This is a genomic window from Pedobacter hiemivivus, from assembly GCF_005144565.1.
In the GTDB taxonomy this organism is placed as follows: Bacteria; Bacteroidota; Bacteroidia; order Sphingobacteriales; family Sphingobacteriaceae; genus Pedobacter; species Pedobacter hiemivivus.
In genome coordinates this window covers 38,830-55,741 of record NZ_SWDX01000002.1, presented here as the reverse complement: position 1 = coordinate 55,741, position 16,912 = coordinate 38,830, and the positions used below count along the sequence as shown (strand labels likewise).

The following is a 16,912-nucleotide window of genomic DNA, read 5'->3' as shown; positions in this document are numbered from 1 at the left end:
CTAACTGGAAAAAGTTGTTGCACCAGCATATAACAATATTACATCGTAAATGAAGCCGTTTCCGTCATCTATATGATTTACAGTGAATTACATATCGAAAAAAGTAACCAAGCTAACCTGCCTTTAAAGTCAAAAATTCCATGAGATGCTGTTCTAGCAACTCGGTATTGTAAGTACCATCTGTAGTGTGGTCAGTGAGTTCGAGACTACTGTCCCCGACTGTAATCGTGTAAGCGTTACCGTCAATAATTTCCGGGAAACTGATATTCACAATATCAGCAACGTGAGCAAATTCCACAGCTAGGTTGCTACCAAGCTGCTCATTCACGTAAGCAGGAAATTCCGTTTTTAAAAGCTCAAATAAACTTTCAGGCCTTAAAGGTTGCACATTATCAATTGCCCCGAAATCATAAACCATCAATCAGCTGCCAAAGGCAGATAATAAACAGCGACTTTCAAAAAGTGTACGATTTGGACTAACTAATTCAGCTGGCAGGTGTTTAACCTATAAACCATCACAGGCCATGCAGGAAGAAGAAATATTTAACCTATCGATAGCGATCAACGCCGGGCTAGAACCCCTAACATTCACGATCACCATATACTATCCGGCCTCTGTTCCAAAACATGAGCGGAACTACCGCGTGCTCCGTGACAACGAGATGCTCGGCGTCCTTCATCAGGATGCAGACGACCGTTGGCATTTACTGGAAGGCAACATGGAGCAGGAAGAAATCCAGACCATCGGACAGGAAATTGATGCACATTACGCCTAATAAACTAGCCCTTGCCCCTTCTTTAGCAAAACGCGAAAAGGGGAAGATATGCTAGTAATTGAAGAAGAGATGCTAGCACAAGTATTGTAGAAATTATTTATCTTTGTGCATGTCATGGACGGTGCTAAGCGCCTGACGATGGCTAATGCTAAAGAGACTGTTAAGCGTAAAGTGTGGTATTATCTACCATTACTGTGTTTGATAACCTCTCTCCTGTGCAAACCTAATGACACTTTTACTTGCAGGTTCGGGGTAACCATATCAGTGGAATTGGGACTTTTAAAGGGCGGGGAGCAGCGGCCTTCAACTATTTTCAAAAAAGTTGCAAAAGTGGTAAAAAACTGTAGCTTTATATTGCGTAGATACGCCTAAACAAAGTAGTATGAAAGGTAAAAAACAAAGAAATGGAGCCTGGCTGGAGGCCGGGAACTAAAAGTTATGACAATGGACGGTGCTAAGCGCCTGACGATGGCTAATGCTAAAGAGACTGTTAAGCGTAAAGTGTGGTATTATCTACCATTACTGTGTTTGATAACCTCTCTCCTGTGATTATGAATGGACCTGCAAGGACTGCAACAGTTTGGACCCACACTTCATAGATAAATATGGCATCAAGAACACCTCAACCCTTAATTAAACAAATATCCACTATCCAGCACCTTAAAAAAGCTTGGAAATTACTTAATACCTCCAATAAAAAATCAACTGGTTTATCTAAGATATCTATCAAAGATTTTGAAACCAACCTCAATAAAAACATCCAGGCACTTTCAAATTCCCTAACTAAAGGAACATTCACCTTTTCCAAGGTTAAAGGAGTAGCATTAGCGAAGAAAAACAAAGGCCACCGTCCTTTATTGATCTCCGAAGTAAATGATAGAATTGTACATAAAGCACTTGCGCTTAAAGTAGAAGCCAAAGTTGCCAGGATTTACAAAATCAGGAACAAATGCAGTTTTGCCTATCAAAAGAAACGTAGTATTCAGGATGCCATTTTGAAAATGGCATCATACTACCAACAGGGCTATACGCATATCCTGGAAGCAGACATTCAAAGTTTCTTCCCAACGGTCAATAAAAGCATGTTATTAAAAGACCTGTACAGTAAATTACCGGATGACTCTATTAACCATCTGCTACAGGGTTCTCTTAACCAAGAACTAGGAAACAGGGAAGAACTTAAAAAGCGTGATTTAAAAACCTACGACGATATTTTTGTTAGTGCAGAAGAAGGTATACCGCAGGGAAATGCATTATCTCCGCTGCTGGCAAATGTATTCCTTTCCGAATTTGATCAGCGCATGATCAGGGAAAACATAAAAATGATCCGGTATGCAGATGACTTTATCATCATGTGCAAATCGAAAAAAGATGCAGAAGCGGCCTATCTGATTGCTGTCAATGAACTCGAAACCAAACTGGGTTTAAAACTTTACCCGCTGAAGCCCAGCTCAGCACCTGGAGAAAAAATAAGCCGCATTTTAAAGCCCGCAGAAACACAGTTCAGTTTCTTATCGGTCAAGTTCGACGGAAAAAACTGCACGGTTTCCGACAAAAAGATCATCTCCGTCATCAACAAACTAAAAGACCTTTCTTCTTTGAAGACCCTTAAAGAAAATTATCCTGATCTGGCCCTTGGCCTGCTCCAGGTATTGGTAAAAGTGCGCAATGCTGTTGAAGGCTGGATCGCAGCCTACAGTTTTTTAGATACCAAATTCATTAAAATTTAATTCTTCTTTAGATGCTATATGGTAATTCATAAACCAATGGAAGGGCTGTATATAAGTATACCAGGGATAATCCGTATTGTTACTATGGCAATCATAACAGGCTTTCTTCAAGATTCCCTGTACATCACCTGGCATGGCAACCATTTTGGAAATATCATTTGGCATAGCCTGCCCGCTTTTGTTGCGGGCAGGGTGTATAAACTGGATAATTATAAGGATTACCAATAACCCAAGAAGAATTTTCTTTATGCCGCCCATGGCTATTATTGCAATTCCTCTTTAACAGTACCGCATGTTGGCATAGACTGTCCCAGATAAGGATTACTGATTTCTTTGGACTCACTAATCCAATTTGCACCTTTGTTCTCATTGTACATTGGGCAATGATCAACATACAGCTTCTGCCCTGCACCAATTCCTTTAACAAGATCATAAATATCCTGACTTAGGGTTTCAAAATGTTCACGCTGATGCTTGATGTTGCCGACATTTGCACCAATATGCACTGCATGTTCCTTGGCATCGCCAGCTATATCGTCATATATTTTAACTTTATCCGCGGTCAGGGAAGATTTATCAAAGCCTGCCAACGCAGTTTCCAATGCCTTACCAGACGATGCCGCATCTTTGTCGTTATCTTTAGCAAGTGCATTCTTTAACTGTAAATAAGCACTAACAATGTTGTGGATCGGTGACTTCTGTTGTGATTTTGAAGTAGTGTCTACAGCAGTTACCGACGTACTGTCAGTACTGGAAGTAGCCTCGTTCTTCTTTGTTTCATTGTTACAGGCCGCTAAAAAAAGGATGGACGCAGCCATACTAAATATGATATTTTTCATGATGTTTTTATTAAAATACAAGTAAAGCCCCAAACAAAAAGCGTGAGGCTAATTATAAAAAGATTACTTAATTGTTTCTACTACTTTGCCGCATGTCAGCATAGAGCTGCCGTAATACGGGTTTTTAATTGCTTTCTCACTACTTAGCCAGTTGGCCTTTTTCATTGGGCAATATTGCTGGTAAATAGGTTCGGCGGATAACTTCGTAGATTTAACGAGTGTGATCATTCCGTTAGAAAGACCTGCAAAATGTTCACGTTGACTTTTCAGATCTTTGCTTTCCGCAATCAAACCTGCATGTTCCAACAAAGAAGCTTTCATTGCCTTACTGACAGTTTTGTCATCAGTTAATGACTTAACCAATTCTGCCGATTTTGAGGCAACAAGATTAGCATTTCCTGCTACAAGTGCGTCCTTGGTTTTATAGTAAAGATTGAGCAGGTCGCCAGTTTGAGTGTGACCAGAGTGGTCTTGCGCAAAGCTATAGTGCACAAGGGATGTTGCTAAAATTGCAACTAAAAGAAATATTCTTTTCATGATGATTTGATTTCAATGATTTATAGAAAATTATAGGCATAGGAGTTCCAGTCTCCATGCAAAAACTATGAAATCATTTAATCAAATTTGAAAACTTTGAATGCTTATCCGGATATCCCGTATGGGTGGATGATAGCTTCTTACGAAATATTTAGTAGTGGGTTGATATACAGAGAATGCCAAAGCATCTAACTGACAATAAGTGGGAAGTAAAGTAAAAAAGGTATCTGGTTGTATGCTGAATTTTATTTTAGAAGGCGATACCTTGTCTTCCTTCAGTAGTTTTGTGACTTCATCCTTACAGCATTCATCGTTATCTTTTTTAGTGCCATGATGATCCGTTAAATCGTGGTGAGCTTCAGCTGATTTAGAATGATCATGATTAGCATGATAATGATTAGCATGATAATGATCTGTATGTTTATGTGATTCAGTGGCATGTTGCTCCTGTTGAGGAATCCCATTCTGCATAGTGACAGCACAGGCAAAACCAACCACTGTGTTTAATAAAAACACAACCAGTAAAAACACTGCTTTTAATGGTACGGATAGTTTTCCTTTCATCAATAACAAAATTACGTGATATTTCTCCACCTAGATTTATATTATTTTGTCATAATTTTATATAATTCTGGCAAGCATCATTAATTTGTAAAACAGTTCAATAAAGATATTGTTTAGAATATGTATAGTTTTATCTTGACCATACTTTACGCTTATTTAACTTAAACCTTTTTAAAGCTGCAAAACAAAAAGTTCTGGATGGTATCAAAAGGTGTAACATGATCCTCAACAATGCAATGCAGTTTTTGAAAACCATCAGATAATTGAAAGTCTAATTGTTCTTCGGAGTATTGACGGATCTCTAAACCGCTACATTTTTTAGGGCCATTGGCTGAAAACGTGCCAATTACAAGGTATCCCTTAACCGATTTACGCGCACTATCTAAATATTTCCCAATCTGTTCGGCGTTTACTAAAAAGTGAAAAGTGGCGCGGTCATGCCAGACGTCATACTTTTCAGAAGAGTTAAAATCAGTGATATCCGAGACAATCCATTTGATCTTCTCTGCCCTTACTCCCAATCGTCCTTTGGCTTTCTCCAATGCTTTCGCTGAAATATCTAAGACAGTGATGTTGTCATATCCAAGATCCAGTAAACAATCCACTAGCTTACTATCTCCTCCACCAATGTCAATAATACTTGCAGATTTAGGAAGGTTAAAACTATTGATAAAATCAAGGGAAGTTTGTGGAATGTCCTGAGTCCAACTGACCTCTTCAGGTTGTTTTGAGGCATATACGTATTCCCAATGAGCTTTTCTTTCTGACATGGTGTAAAATTAATGATGATCAATAGCTTCTCACGAAATTAACTATATCCTTAACTATTAAGTCAATTTATTCCGACTATTGTTAGTTTTCGGAACAAATTGACTATTTTTTGATGATGCTTGCTTAAAGTTTGCATTTAAACAACCTTGCTATAGCTTGTTGTTGCTGTAAACCATATTCCAGGTAAGCATCACGTGTTTTGTAAAGTGATAAAATTTCATTGTAATACTGGATTACTGAAATCTCACCAAACCGCAAAGCCTTTTCTAACAAAGGTTCGGATTTGAGCTGATCCAGCAAGCCCTTATATTCCCCAAGTAAATAGGTAGCCTCTTCGTATTGTTGATAATAGACCCTGTTTTCCTGCATGTGTTCCAAACGATGGTCTGTCATACGGTTTTCAGCGACCAATTGCTCCAGTTTCTTTTGCTTAACTGCGTTTTTCTTTTCCCAAAGTGGAATGCTTAAACCTACATGGATGCCCTGGTATTTCTGACCAAGGATAGACTGGCTGTGATAACCTGCTTCAAAACCCGGTAAGGTCAAAGCTTTATTCAATGCCGTTTCTTTAGCCGCAATTGTCTGTTGAGTGGCATAAATTTTAAGCAACGGATCATTTGCCTCAATCAAACTATCCAGTATTTCAAAAGACGGTATGGAAGGATTTTCGGGATATACTTTTGTATCTATGGCTACTGAGCTTCCACCTGTATAAGTCACAAATTTTTGTTTCAACTGCTCCTTTTGCTGCTCGTTACGCTTTAACTGGGTTTTGGTTTCCAAAAGCAGCAACTTAATCTTATTGAAATCAAGGATATTCCCATCACCAGCGCTCATTTTTTTCTGATAAGCAGTATGCAATTTTTCAACAGCCTTTACCCGTTCGGCATACGTGAGATTGAGCTGATTAAGGTAAACCCATTGCAGCCAGTCTAATTTCACATTTAAAAGCAATTCCTGTCCTTTTGCTTTTGCAATAAAATCGGCTTGCTTTATCTTCTCATTGGATGCCTGTTTGCGATAAGTATAACTACTTGGAAAATCAAAACGCTGGGTAATGGCAAAATCTTGTTGATTCCCTGCATCTTTTGGTGTGCCGAAAAGTATTTCGTATTCTGCCGTTGGATTTTCAGGGTTTAGGCCAGTTCGGAACGCCATTTTACTGGCATCAGTTTCGGCCTGGTGTACTTTCAGCGTTTTGTTCTGTGACTTTGTAAGATTTAATACAGAATCCACCGTTTGTGCTTTTGCTTGATTTAGCCCTAAGATCAAAAGCAATGTGTATGTTAAAGTTTTCATCTTATGCTTGATTAAGGTTTGTAGATTTTCTTTTTTTCATCAGGCTATTGTACACAATGGGCACGATGAACAGATTTAACAGCGTAGAGCTTAACAAACCACCTAGAATGACATTAGCCATCGGGCTTTGAATCTCGTTCCCTGGTTGATCGCTGGCCATTGCGAGCGGAATCAAAGCTAAACCTGCGGTAAGGGCGGTCATCAGAATAGGACTTAAACGGTCTATTGATCCTTTGATCACAATATCCAGATCATAAAAGCCCTTTTCCTGTTGTAAATGCCTGTAATGAGAAACCAATAAAATCCCATTTCTTGTTGCTATTCCAAACAGCGTGATGAAGCCAATGATAATAGGAATACTAATGATACTGCCAGTTAACCATACACTGACTATACCACCAATGAGTGCCAATGGCAAATTGATCAGAATAATCATAGACAGCGCAGAATCTTTAAACTCATGGTACAGGACAAGAAAAATCGCTAATAAAGCAAATACTGAGGTCAACACTAAAGTCCGGGAAGCTTCCGCTTCTGCCTCAAACTGTCCGCCATATTCAACCCTGTAGTTTTGCGGTAGCTTAATGGCTTTCATTTTAGCCTGTATCTCTTCAACGGCAGATAACTGATCTCGTCCCGCAACATTGGCTGAAACCACCAATTTACGTTGTGCGTTCTCCCGGTTAATGGTATTCGGGCCTTTTGTTGAAACGATTTCCGCTACACTCCCCAAAGCAACTTTAGAACCATCACCTGCATCAATCAACAGGTTTTTCAAATCTTCTATCTTGCTTCTGGCAGATTCCTCGTATCGGAGTACCAGATCAAAGCGTTTTCCTGCTTCGTAAACATCACCTACCTTTTCACCACCAATAGAAACTTCTACAAAGCGGCTAAAATCTTCCAGACTAATGCCTTTAGCAGCAAGCAGGTCTCTTTTGGGTTTGATCTGGATTTGAGGGATTTGGATTTGCTGTTCAACTGAAATGTCCACCAGTCCGGGAATATTCTCTATTGCCTTTTTGGTTTCATTGCCCAGACGATAAAGTTCTGCCAAATCCTGACCAAATATCTTAATCGCAATATTCGCTCTCGTCCCTGACAACATGTGGTCAATCCGGTGGCCGATAGGCTGACCTATAGTAATGTTTGCACCAGTAATACCCGCTAATTTCCGCCTTACATCAGCCATAAATTCAGACCTGGAGCGTTCTTCCAGAAAGAAGGGCACATCAATTTCAGAAGCATTAACACCCTGAGCATGTTCATCAAGTTCAGCACGTCCGGTTCTGCGGGTAGTGGTTTTCACTTCAGGAATACTGAGCATGGCACGTTCTACCTGCTGTCCGATCTTATTGCTTTCTTCCAATGATATACCGGGTATTGTAACTGCGCTGATCACCAGGGAACCTTCATTAAATTCCGGCAGAAAACTACGTCCAAAACTACTGAACAGGAATAAGGCACCAATGAATAAACCGACCACTGCGGTAACAAGCCATTTTCGGTAAGTGATTGCTTTTTGCAAAGCACCAAGATAACTATGATTCAAATGCCTTACCAGCCAGCTTTCTTTTTCCTGTTTTAATAAGGTCTTATTTGATGTTAACAGGTAACTACAGAGTACAGGTGTTAAGGTAATGGCTACGATCAGCGAAGCAAACAAGGCCACTACAAAAGCAATGCCCAGCGGCACCAAGAGCCGTCCTTCCATTCCTGTTAAAAAAAACAACGGTGTAAAGGCAATAATGATGATAAAAGTAGCATGAATGATAGAAGAACGAATCTCTGTAGATGCGTTGTAAATCACTGTAAATTTGTTTTCCCGCTGTTCTACCGGAAGATGTGCATTTTCCTTTAAGCGTTTCAGTACGTTTTCTACGTCAATGATCGCATCATCCACTAAATCTCCAACGGCAATAGCCATACCACCGAGGCTCATCGTATTTATGGTTAAACCCATTAATTTGAGTACCACAATAGCTACCAATAAGGAAATTGGAATTGCAATGAGGGAAATGGCTGTTGCCCGCCAGTTCATCATGAAGATTGAAAGAATGATCACTACGAAAATAGAGCCTTCAATCAATGTTTTTTCAATGTTACCTATAGAGGCTTCAATAAAGCTGGCCTGACGGAATATTTTCGTGTTTACGATGACATCCTTTGGTAAACTTCCCTTTAATTCTTCAATGGTATGATCAATCTTTTCGGTGAGTTCCAGTGTGTTGGTATTGGGCTGTTTCATTACCGTCATGATCACCGAAGGCTGAGCATTCAATGAACCATCCCCCAATTTAACTGCTGCACCGATGGTAACCGTTGCCACATCAACTATTTTAACTGCTTTGCCATTTACGGTTTTGATTAGCGTGTTGCCAATGTCTTCAGGTCTGTTGCTACGCAAAATTCCTTTAACCAGGTATTCGTTACCATACTGATTGATCAAGCCGCCGGAAACATTTTGACCGATGCCATTTGTAGCCTTAAAAAGCTCATTCATGGTGATGCCATAAGCTTTGAGCAATGCGGGTTTCGCTAAAATCTGGTATTGCTTATAATCGCCACCAATCACCACGACCTGTGAAACACCGCCTGTAGCCAGTAATACCGGACGAATATTCCAGTCTGCGATACTCCTTAGCTCCATCAGGTTAGTTTGCTTAGCAGTAATGCTAATGAGCATGATCTCGCCCATAATGGAAGTATTGGGCGCTAATGTAGGCAAACTAACTCCTTGCGGAAATTTCCCGGATAACGTAGCCAGTTTCTCGGCAACAATCTGTCTCGCACGATAAATATCTGTACCCCAATCAAATTCTACCCAAACAATAGATATCCCTGCTGAGGCAGAAGACCTGACCCTGCGTACATCCGTTGATCCATTGACCGTTGATTCAATTGGAAAGCTGACCAACTGTTCCACTTCTTCCGGGGCCAATCCATGTGCTTCGGTAATGATCGCTACGGTTGGGGCGGTAAGGTCTGGAAAAACGTCAACTTCCATTTTTACAGCCGTATAACTACCCCCGATCAACAGCAGCACCGATGCAAGAAGAACCACAAGGCGGTTCCCCAGTGCAAATTTTATAATATGATTTAACATGATCTTCGGAGATTAATGTTCGTGACCATGCGCCGGAGCAGAACCCTGACCTGCGGCAAGTTTTAAATAATAGGCACCTTTGGTAACCAGAATATCACCATCCTTCAACCCTCCGGTAACCTGTACCATTTTGCCATTGCTTTGCCCCAATTGTATGCTCCGCCTTTCAAAATGCTCACCATCCTTTTGTACGTAGACAAAGTAATTACCCTGATCCTCCATAACAGCAGTTTCAGGTATTTGTAATACCGTGCTGCCCGAACTGGTTAAAAGATAGGCTTCAACCGGGACACCCGGTAGAAATTCAGGGCGGTTGTCCAAAGAAAAGATAACAGGGATCAGTCCCGATGCAGATACAGAACGTCCATAAGAAAGCAATTTTCCATTTAGGTTCTCTAGTTCGTAAAGCTTGTCATTGATCTTGAAATTGGCAGATTTCACCTGACTTAATTGTCCTGCATAGGAAGCGGGAACATCAGCCGTAAGCTGGATCTTTTTACTTGCTGATACTGTAGCCAACTGCTGACCTTCCTGTACATAATCTCCCTCTTTAACCAACAGGTCAGTTAAAAAACCAGCTGCGGGAGATTTAAGAGCAACCCCGTTTCCTGAAAAATTACGGGAAAGTTTTTGGTAGTTCAATTGTTGCCCCTGATAATTGTTGAGTGCATTTTGGTAATCCTTTTCAGAAATGATTTGATCAGGGCGTAAAGCTTTTGCACGTTCGTAATCGGCCTTTGCTTTAGCAAGTTTCAGCTTTGCTTCCTGCACTGCGGTATTCAGGTTGTCCCCTGTTAGACTTGCCCCTGAGATAGAAAACAAAGCCTGTCCTGAACTCACCCGACTTCCGGTAGTTAATGGGGCATGAAATTTCAGTACTCCGGCTGCTGTAGCAACTATGCTTTCCTGATCACCTACTGCGGCTGTTATCGCCCCTGGGGCTTTAATTATACCAGCGAAACTACCGGTAGCAATTTTGGTTACCCCAAAATCCAGTTCCCAGCTCTGTTCCTTTAAAAAAGTAATTTCGTTTGCCGAAGCAGCCGGGGATTGATGTTGTTTTTTAAATTCATCATAACTGGAGAAGACTGTAGCCGAAACCTTAAACTGATGTATATTCCCGTTCAGATTGATGTCAAAAATTAGCTCTCCTTTACCAAGTACTTTTGGATTAAGGACAATTTTATAAATACCTGGTACAGTAGCGGAATCCAATACTTTCCTGATCCCATTACCAGCAATTACAAGACTAGTGGTCACCTTTGCACTTTTAATAGGTTTATAGTCTTCAAGAGTGGTCAGGTGAATGGCAAATTTGGAAACTGAATCCTTAATGAACGGATCATACTCTGCAAAAACCTCCACCTGATCGTCCAGATCCGTCAAACTAAGTTTGATATTTTCTGCTTCATGAGCGGCGTGTTCAGCCTGTTGCCCGCAAGCCGTAAACAGCACTGCTGTTATTATTAATAAATATATTCTTTTCATTTTATGGCCTTTTTTGATTTAACAGTTACAGGCGCTTTTACCTGTAACTGTTAGGGTGTTAATGTGTGTGCGGTTTACTTTCGTCATGCACATGGGTAGTATCAGGTTTTACCGAGTCTACTTTGAACTCTTCCTGCTTAGTGGTATCTACAGCAGTGCTGTCATGATCAACATGGGTCGATCCGTCTTCGTGCTGGTGGGTACCTTCAGCTTTTTTCTCGTTGTTGCATGATACGGCAAATAATCCAATGGCAACAGCCATTGCAAGCATGGTTTTTTTCATGATTGTAAATTGTGGTTAAATAAAAAAATGGATATAATTAGGCCATTGCAGGCGGGCCGCGCCTGCTTTTGAAAAGAATGACGTGTTTTATTGGCTGTTCCTCTGGCGGGGAATAAACCGGGAGCATAAGATTATACTCCAATAATGAAAAATCTTGTATGCCACTAAATCCCGGAAGGATAATGGATATAGTTTTACAGAAATCAGCTTTTAACTGGTTACCTGATTGTATTGGATTGTCGGTTTTACCGTGATTGATGAAGGAAAGGATTTCATCAAGTAAATCGGTTTGTTTATCCTCTTTAGATGAACTGGGAGTATCATGGTGATGATGATGTTTGCTCCCGGATTCATGGGAATGCGTTGCAACAACTTCTTCTTCATGATGATGGTGCGGAAACAACTGATGCGCCAGGTGCAAAGAAAATGCACCAATCAGCAAGAACAACAGAAATTGTTTTTTCAGCATCATGGTACAATATTACTAATTAATAAACAGATACTGATTAGAGCTCCGGTAAATATTAATAATAGCTAATAAAAAGAGGATATAGAATAGGGCATAATTTTTGGCATTTATCCATAAAAGCCTTGATATATTATGCTTTTCTTTGATATGAAACAAACGAAAAACCCCTCTAAACTGTTACATTTAGAGGGGTTTTAATAGACTTTACGTCCTTGTTTCGTCGGGGTGGCAGGATTCGAACCTACGACCTCCTGCTCCCAAAGCAGGCGCGATACCGGGCTACGCTACACCCCGAACTGGTATCTGTTTTTACTGGTCAATATTAAACTACTCTTCCAAGTAATTTTGTCGGGGTGGCAGGATTCGAACCTACGACCTCCTGCTCCCAAAGCAGGCGCGATACCGGGCTACGCTACACCCCGAACTGGTATCTGTTTTCCCTTTTTCGAAGGGATTGCAAAGCAACGATTTTAAAATGATAAATCCTAACTTTACTTTTTTTTTATTTCAGCGGAGGAAGAGGGATTCGAACCCTCGGTACCGTTGCCAGTACGACAGTTTAGCAAACTGTTCCTTTCGGCCACTCAGGCATCCCTCCGATTAACCTCTGCATATCCGTGCTGAGGGAGTGCAAATATAGTAATTCATTTATGTTTGCAAAAAAAAATTACAGGATTTGTTGATAATCTATACGCACATGATAAATACTCATCAGCATCGTCTTGAATATCAACTTTATAGTTTCTATATCTTTTAATGTAATATCGCAATTATCTAACTGATTTTGTTCCAATTTGTAGCTAATGATGCGTTCGACCAGGTCATTTATGCTCTGAGCATCCGGATTTTTTAAACTTCTCGACGCAGCTTCGACCGAATCTGCCAACATTAAAACACCAGTTTCCTTAGAAAAAGGAATCGGTCCGGGGTACCTGAAAATGTTTTCATCAACAAATTTCTCAGGCGAATTCTTTAAAAAAGACTGATAAAAATAATCTACCCGTGTGTTACCATGGTGCGTTCTAATAAAGTCGATCACACTTTCCGGCAATTGGTGTCTACGGGTAATTTCTATCCCCTTATGAACGTGCTTAATGATAATCTGAGCACTCTGCTCATAAGGTAGCTTATCATGCGGACTCAGCGCCGTATTCTGGTTCTCTATAAAATATTGTGGATTCTCTATCTTTCCAATATCGTGATACAATGCCCCTGCCCTAACCAATAAAGAGTTCCCCCCTATTTTAAAGATGGCTGCTTCGGCCAGATTAGCCACTTGCAAGGAGTGCTGAAAAGTTCCAGGCGCTTTAAAGGCCAACTCCCTTAACAATTTATTATTGGTATTGGTTAGTTCAATTAAAGCCACATCAGAAGTGATACCAAACATCTTTTCGAATGCGTAAATAAGTGGATAGGCCAATAAGGAAAGTAGCACACTGATAATAAAGGGCACAAAGTTAATCCAGGCCACCTGGGCAAAGGATCCTTCTCTTAATAAGGAAATCCCTACAAAAGCCACAAAGTATGCGGATAGAATAAATAAAGCAGACAAGAGCAACTGCTCACGTTTAATCAAATTCCTGATACTATAAATAGCGACCATACCAGAAGTAACCTGATAAAATACAAATTCAAAACTATTGGGCACAAAGAAACCCGAAATCAATACCACCAGCAAATGCAGATAAAGCGCAAGCCTGGTATCAAATAAAATACGGATAATGATGGGAACAATACAAAATGGAATATAGTATATGCTAGGTAAATCCAGTTTAATAGCCCATGTTAAGGCCAACAACATGGTGGTGATCACCAATAGGATCAAGGACAGCTGCCTGTTATCAGCAAAAATATCTTTCCTGAACAATTTAAGGAACACCATTAACAAGCTTACAATAAAGCCTACCAATAAGATTTGGCCAAAGTAAACTACTTTACTATCACCAATAGTCTTCGTCTGCGCTTCATAGGCCTCTTTAAATGACAACAACTTCTGATAAGTATCATCATCTACCACATTATCCTTAGATATAATTAGTTCCCCCTTTTGAACCATCCCCCGCGTGACGGATAAACTACTCACGGTACTGGCCTGCACAATCGCGGTCAGCTTCTCATCAAAAACAATATTGGGTTGCAAATGGTCCTCAGCCAGATTTAGTACAGCTTCTTTTATCTTTAGATTAACCGAGTTAAAATTGTCTTTAAAATAGGCTAGCGCCGTTTGTACCGTAAAAACATCCTGGGTATTTACCGTTTTGGAGATGTTATTATTTAATAAAGAGAAATCATAATTACTCGAATTACCTTTATTATGTTTTGGATTTATAGCAATAATCCCTTTGTCGTAAATAGATTTAAGTAATTTAAGAGAAGCCTGCTTATAGGTTGCACTTTCATTTTCAGGAAAAGCATTGGTTCTCCATTTCACATCAAATTCGTTTAAATAAGCTTCCTCAACAACATTAAACAAATCTTTGTTTAGCTTATAAATAGGCAAGACATTCTCAAGCGCATCTTTTTTATCCGTAGTAACCTGAGGATTGGTTTTTAAAATCGCAAAGCTAAACGGCGAGATCAGATCTTTGTTTTTCCAGATCGTTCCCTTTTCAAATTCATATCTAAAACGTGGCTGTTTGGGTAAAAACGTAGTTATAATTAATACCGAAAGCACCATCATGATATATTTAATATTAGATGAATACTTCCTGTAAAGTACCTTATGAGAATTTTTTCTGATTTTGGCCAAAGCGATGCAAATTGATTTCTATTCAAAAATAATATAATTTCATCAGTATATCCTATTTTAATGGTTATAGACAACGCTCCGAATGGAGTTTAACAGTTATATTACCTACATCTTAACCACCTATACATCGCAATTACTTAACTTTGCTACTAACTAACTTAAAAACATTAATGAAAGAAGTAGTAATTGTATCAGCAGTACGGACCCCCATAGGGAGTTTCGGAGGCTCATTATCTGGATTTTCTGCTACACAACTTGGCGGCTTTGCCATTAAAGCCGCTGTAGAAAAGGCAGGAATAAAACCAACTGATATTCAAGAAGTTTACATGGGCAATGTTTTATCTGCTAATGTTGGCCAGGCCCCAGCAACACAGGCCGCCAAATTTGCCAGCTTACCGGATGTGCCATCTACCACTATTAATAAAGTTTGTGCCTCAGGAACCAAAGCGATTATGCTTGCTGCACAAAGCATTGCCTTAGGCCAAAACGACATTGTAGTAGCCGGCGGTATGGAAAGCATGAGTAATGTACCTTATTACCTTGATAAAGCAAGAAATGGTTACCGTTTAGGTCATGGTCAGATTACAGACGGTCTGGTTAAAGACGGTTTATGGGATGTGTACAATGATTACCACATGGGCTCTGCAGCCGAATTATGTGCCAGCACATGTGGCTTTAGTCGTGAAGAACAAGATGCATTTGCCATCAGTTCATACAAAAAAGCACAAGCTGCCCAAACAGAAGGCAAGTTTGACAACGAAATTATAGCAATAGAAGTTAAAGACCGTAAGGGTGACATCACCTTAATCAACAAAGATGAAGAGCCTTTTGCCGTAAAATTTGATAAAATACCTACGCTAAAACCTGTTTTTGAAAAAGGTGGCACCGTAACAGCAGCCAATGCTTCTACACTAAATGACGGTGCAGCTGCACTTGTTTTAATGAGTGCAGACAAAGCAAAAGAACTGGGATTAAAGCCTTTAGCAAGAATCCTTTCTTATGCAGATGCACAGCAAGCTCCGGAATGGTTTACCACGGCTCCTTCAAAAGCGATTCCGTTGGCACTTAAAAGGGCAGACAAAAGTATTGCTGATGTTGATTATTTTGAAATAAACGAAGCTTTTTCTGTAGTTTCGCTGGCAAATAACAAAGAACTGGGCTTAAATAACGAAAAGGTAAACGTAAATGGTGGTGCTGTTTCATTAGGACATCCACTAGGTGCTTCGGGAGCCAGAATTGTAGTTACTTTACTTTCCGTATTATCGCAAAACAAAGGCAAAATCGGCGTAGCCGGAATTTGCAACGGCGGTGGCGGTGCCAGTGCAATGGTCATAGAAAACCTAAACTAAATGATTAAGGCTTTAAAACCTTTAATATTACTTTTTATATTATGTTGTGCAGGAACAAGACTTTCTGCACAGCATACTTTTGAGCTCAGCAATGTATCGCGCCTGAAAACTTATCAGGACTCCTTACAACGCATGAGCGATGCAACCTACAATGCATCAAATGATCAGGAGCGCCTTTTCGCGAATTCCCAGTTCATCAAAACACTCGTTACGGCATTAAAAACACCAGCATCATTTAACTTCCCTTTCGATTCTTTAAAAAGAATCTCAGTGCTGAAATCGCCAAACAATACCCTAAGAATTTTCTCCTGGTATGTCCCTGCTGATGACGGCAGTTACCGTTTTTATGGTGCCATACAAATGGCTACAAAAGATGGAAAGTTAAAAATGTTCCCACTGATTGATGACACCAATAACATGAAGGACGTAAATCAGATTACTGGAAACAAAAACTGGTATGGTGCCCGATATTATCAGGTGATCCCGATAGTGATGAACGGCAGAGCACCTTATTATATACTACTTGGATGGAAGGGCAACAATGCCAAAACCTCTAAAAAAGTAATTGACATACTTTCTTTTGACAAAGCAGATCAGCCTGTATTTGGGAAAACTATATTTGATGGTCTAAAGGGCGAAACCATTAAAAACAGGATTGTATTTGAATACAATAAGCTAAATTCAATGACACTAACGCTGGACAGGTCCGTAAACATGATTGTATTTGATCACCTCGCTCCTTTTTCTGCAGAGATGCAGGGAAATTTCGAATTTTACGCATCTGATTTAAGCTTTGATGCCTATAAAATTGTTGGCGGCAGACTCAAATTGGTAGAAAATGTAGAGATGAAAAATGAGCCTAATGCTATGGATGATTTTTATATAGACCCTAAGGATAAACAGATTAAAGCTGAAAAAAAACTTTAATGGTCATGATGCAAACCAATCAATT

The 16,912-nt window shown here is 39.9% G+C and carries 16 protein-coding genes and 3 tRNA genes; 4 read left to right on the top strand and 15 right to left on the bottom strand.

Annotated features, from left to right (window positions below; translation table 11 throughout):
- Positions 1 to 112: 112 nt before the first annotated feature.
- Positions 113 to 388, bottom strand: a complete 276-nt coding sequence (locus FBD94_RS04160; RefSeq protein ID WP_235884366.1) for a hypothetical protein — start codon at positions 386 to 388, stop codon at positions 113 to 115.
- Positions 389 to 524: 136 nt separating this feature from the next.
- Here FBD94_RS04160 and FBD94_RS04155 point away from each other — a divergent pair, with 136 nt between their 5' ends.
- Together FBD94_RS04155 and FBD94_RS04150 are read left to right on the top strand one after the other, a co-directional pair.
- Complete coding sequence (locus tag FBD94_RS04155) at positions 525 to 776, top strand: hypothetical protein (protein ID WP_136879231.1); 252 nt, start codon at positions 525 to 527, stop codon at positions 774 to 776.
- Positions 777 to 1,381: 605 nt separating this feature from the next.
- Positions 1,382 to 2,506 (top strand): reverse transcriptase domain-containing protein, encoded by a 1,125-nt coding sequence (locus tag FBD94_RS04150; RefSeq protein WP_136879230.1) that lies wholly within the window; start codon positions 1,382 to 1,384, stop codon positions 2,504 to 2,506.
- On the opposite strand, the gene FBD94_RS26560 is transcribed toward FBD94_RS04150, so the two are convergent.
- From FBD94_RS26560 to FBD94_RS04080, 14 genes are all read right to left on the bottom strand, one after another.
- A complete protein-coding gene (locus tag FBD94_RS26560) occupies positions 2,480 to 2,671 on the bottom strand; it encodes a heme-binding domain-containing protein (protein WP_394347781.1) in 192 nt (63 codons plus the stop codon). The genes FBD94_RS04150 and FBD94_RS26560 overlap by 27 nt on opposite strands.
- Positions 2,672 to 2,769: 98 nt before the next feature.
- Positions 2,770 to 3,345 (bottom strand): DUF3347 domain-containing protein, encoded by a 576-nt coding sequence (locus tag FBD94_RS04140; RefSeq protein ID WP_136879228.1) that lies wholly within the window; start codon positions 3,343 to 3,345, stop codon positions 2,770 to 2,772.
- A 63-nt stretch (positions 3,346 to 3,408) separates the two neighbouring features.
- Positions 3,409 to 3,882 (bottom strand): DUF3347 domain-containing protein, encoded by a 474-nt coding sequence (locus FBD94_RS04135; RefSeq protein ID WP_136879227.1) that lies wholly within the window; start codon positions 3,880 to 3,882, stop codon positions 3,409 to 3,411.
- A gap of 81 nt (positions 3,883 to 3,963) precedes the next feature.
- On the bottom strand, positions 3,964 to 4,476 hold the full coding sequence (locus FBD94_RS04130) for an HYC_CC_PP family protein (RefSeq protein WP_136879226.1): 513 nt from the start codon (positions 4,474 to 4,476) through the stop codon (positions 3,964 to 3,966).
- Between the two features lie 131 nt (positions 4,477 to 4,607).
- Positions 4,608 to 5,216: a class I SAM-dependent methyltransferase gene (locus FBD94_RS04125; protein WP_136879225.1), complete on the bottom strand. Its 609-nt coding sequence runs from the start codon at positions 5,214 to 5,216 to the stop codon at positions 4,608 to 4,610.
- Positions 5,217 to 5,340: 124 nt separating this feature from the next.
- A complete protein-coding gene (locus tag FBD94_RS04120; protein ID WP_136879224.1) occupies positions 5,341 to 6,516 on the bottom strand; it encodes a TolC family protein in 1,176 nt (391 codons plus the stop codon).
- A gap of 1 nt (position 6,517) precedes the next feature.
- The gene (locus FBD94_RS04115; RefSeq protein ID WP_136879223.1) at positions 6,518 to 9,622 is read right to left on the bottom strand and encodes an efflux RND transporter permease subunit; all 3,105 of its coding nucleotides are present in this window, start codon (positions 9,620 to 9,622) and stop codon (positions 6,518 to 6,520) included.
- Between the two features lie 12 nt (positions 9,623 to 9,634).
- On the bottom strand, positions 9,635 to 11,110 hold the full coding sequence (locus tag FBD94_RS04110) for an efflux RND transporter periplasmic adaptor subunit (protein WP_136879222.1): 1,476 nt from the start codon (positions 11,108 to 11,110) through the stop codon (positions 9,635 to 9,637).
- A gap of 58 nt (positions 11,111 to 11,168) precedes the next feature.
- Positions 11,169 to 11,393, bottom strand: a complete 225-nt coding sequence (locus tag FBD94_RS04105) for a hypothetical protein (protein ID WP_136879221.1) — start codon at positions 11,391 to 11,393, stop codon at positions 11,169 to 11,171.
- Between the two features lie 37 nt (positions 11,394 to 11,430).
- Positions 11,431 to 11,865: a hypothetical protein gene (locus FBD94_RS04100; protein ID WP_136879220.1), complete on the bottom strand. Its 435-nt coding sequence runs from the start codon at positions 11,863 to 11,865 to the stop codon at positions 11,431 to 11,433.
- 217 nt (positions 11,866 to 12,082) lie between these two features.
- Positions 12,083 to 12,156 (bottom strand) — tRNA-Pro (locus FBD94_RS04095).
- Between the two features lie 54 nt (positions 12,157 to 12,210).
- Positions 12,211 to 12,284, bottom strand: a tRNA-Pro gene (locus tag FBD94_RS04090).
- 89 nt (positions 12,285 to 12,373) lie between these two features.
- Positions 12,374 to 12,460 (bottom strand) — tRNA-Ser (locus FBD94_RS04085).
- A gap of 69 nt (positions 12,461 to 12,529) precedes the next feature.
- Positions 12,530 to 14,539 (bottom strand): HD family phosphohydrolase, encoded by a 2,010-nt coding sequence (locus FBD94_RS04080; protein WP_225874862.1) that lies wholly within the window; start codon positions 14,537 to 14,539, stop codon positions 12,530 to 12,532.
- Between the two features lie 242 nt (positions 14,540 to 14,781).
- On the opposite strand from FBD94_RS04080, the gene FBD94_RS04075 reads away from it, so the two are divergent.
- Together FBD94_RS04075 and FBD94_RS04070 are read left to right on the top strand one after the other, a co-directional pair.
- A complete protein-coding gene (locus tag FBD94_RS04075; protein WP_136879219.1) occupies positions 14,782 to 15,960 on the top strand; it encodes an acetyl-CoA C-acyltransferase in 1,179 nt (392 codons plus the stop codon).
- Positions 15,961 to 16,887 carry a hypothetical protein gene (locus FBD94_RS04070; RefSeq protein WP_136879218.1) on the top strand — a complete coding sequence of 309 codons (927 nt, stop codon included), beginning with the start codon at positions 15,961 to 15,963 and terminating at the stop codon, positions 16,885 to 16,887.
- Positions 16,888 to 16,912: the final 25 nt, after the last annotated feature.

Excerpts from the sequence above, each read along its gene's own strand:
- FBD94_RS26560 (WP_394347781.1), bottom strand. The coding sequence starts at position 2,671 with ATGCCAAATGATATTTCCAAAATGGTTGCCATGCCAGGTGATGTACAG.
- FBD94_RS04135 (WP_136879227.1), bottom strand. The coding sequence starts at position 3,882 with ATGAAAAGAATATTTCTTTTAGTTGCAATTTTAGCAACATCCCTTGTG.
- FBD94_RS04080 (WP_225874862.1), bottom strand. The coding sequence starts at position 14,539 with ATGGTGCTTTCGGTATTAATTATAACTACGTTTTTACCCAAACAGCCA.
- FBD94_RS04100 (WP_136879220.1), bottom strand. The coding sequence starts at position 11,865 with ATGATGCTGAAAAAACAATTTCTGTTGTTCTTGCTGATTGGTGCATTT.
- FBD94_RS04110 (WP_136879222.1), bottom strand. The coding sequence starts at position 11,110 with ATGAAAAGAATATATTTATTAATAATAACAGCAGTGCTGTTTACGGCT.
- FBD94_RS04075 (WP_136879219.1), top strand. The coding sequence starts at position 14,782 with ATGAAAGAAGTAGTAATTGTATCAGCAGTACGGACCCCCATAGGGAGT.
- FBD94_RS04140 (WP_136879228.1), bottom strand. The coding sequence starts at position 3,345 with ATGAAAAATATCATATTTAGTATGGCTGCGTCCATCCTTTTTTTAGCG.
- FBD94_RS04115 (WP_136879223.1), bottom strand. The coding sequence starts at position 9,622 with ATGTTAAATCATATTATAAAATTTGCACTGGGGAACCGCCTTGTGGTT.
- FBD94_RS04105 (WP_136879221.1), bottom strand. The coding sequence starts at position 11,393 with ATGAAAAAAACCATGCTTGCAATGGCTGTTGCCATTGGATTATTTGCC.
- FBD94_RS04120 (WP_136879224.1), bottom strand. The coding sequence starts at position 6,516 with ATGAAAACTTTAACATACACATTGCTTTTGATCTTAGGGCTAAATCAA.
- FBD94_RS04155 (WP_136879231.1), top strand. The coding sequence starts at position 525 with ATGCAGGAAGAAGAAATATTTAACCTATCGATAGCGATCAACGCCGGG.
- FBD94_RS04070 (WP_136879218.1), top strand. The coding sequence starts at position 15,961 with ATGATTAAGGCTTTAAAACCTTTAATATTACTTTTTATATTATGTTGT.
- FBD94_RS04150 (WP_136879230.1), top strand. The coding sequence starts at position 1,382 with ATGGCATCAAGAACACCTCAACCCTTAATTAAACAAATATCCACTATC.
- FBD94_RS04125 (WP_136879225.1), bottom strand. The coding sequence starts at position 5,216 with ATGTCAGAAAGAAAAGCTCATTGGGAATACGTATATGCCTCAAAACAA.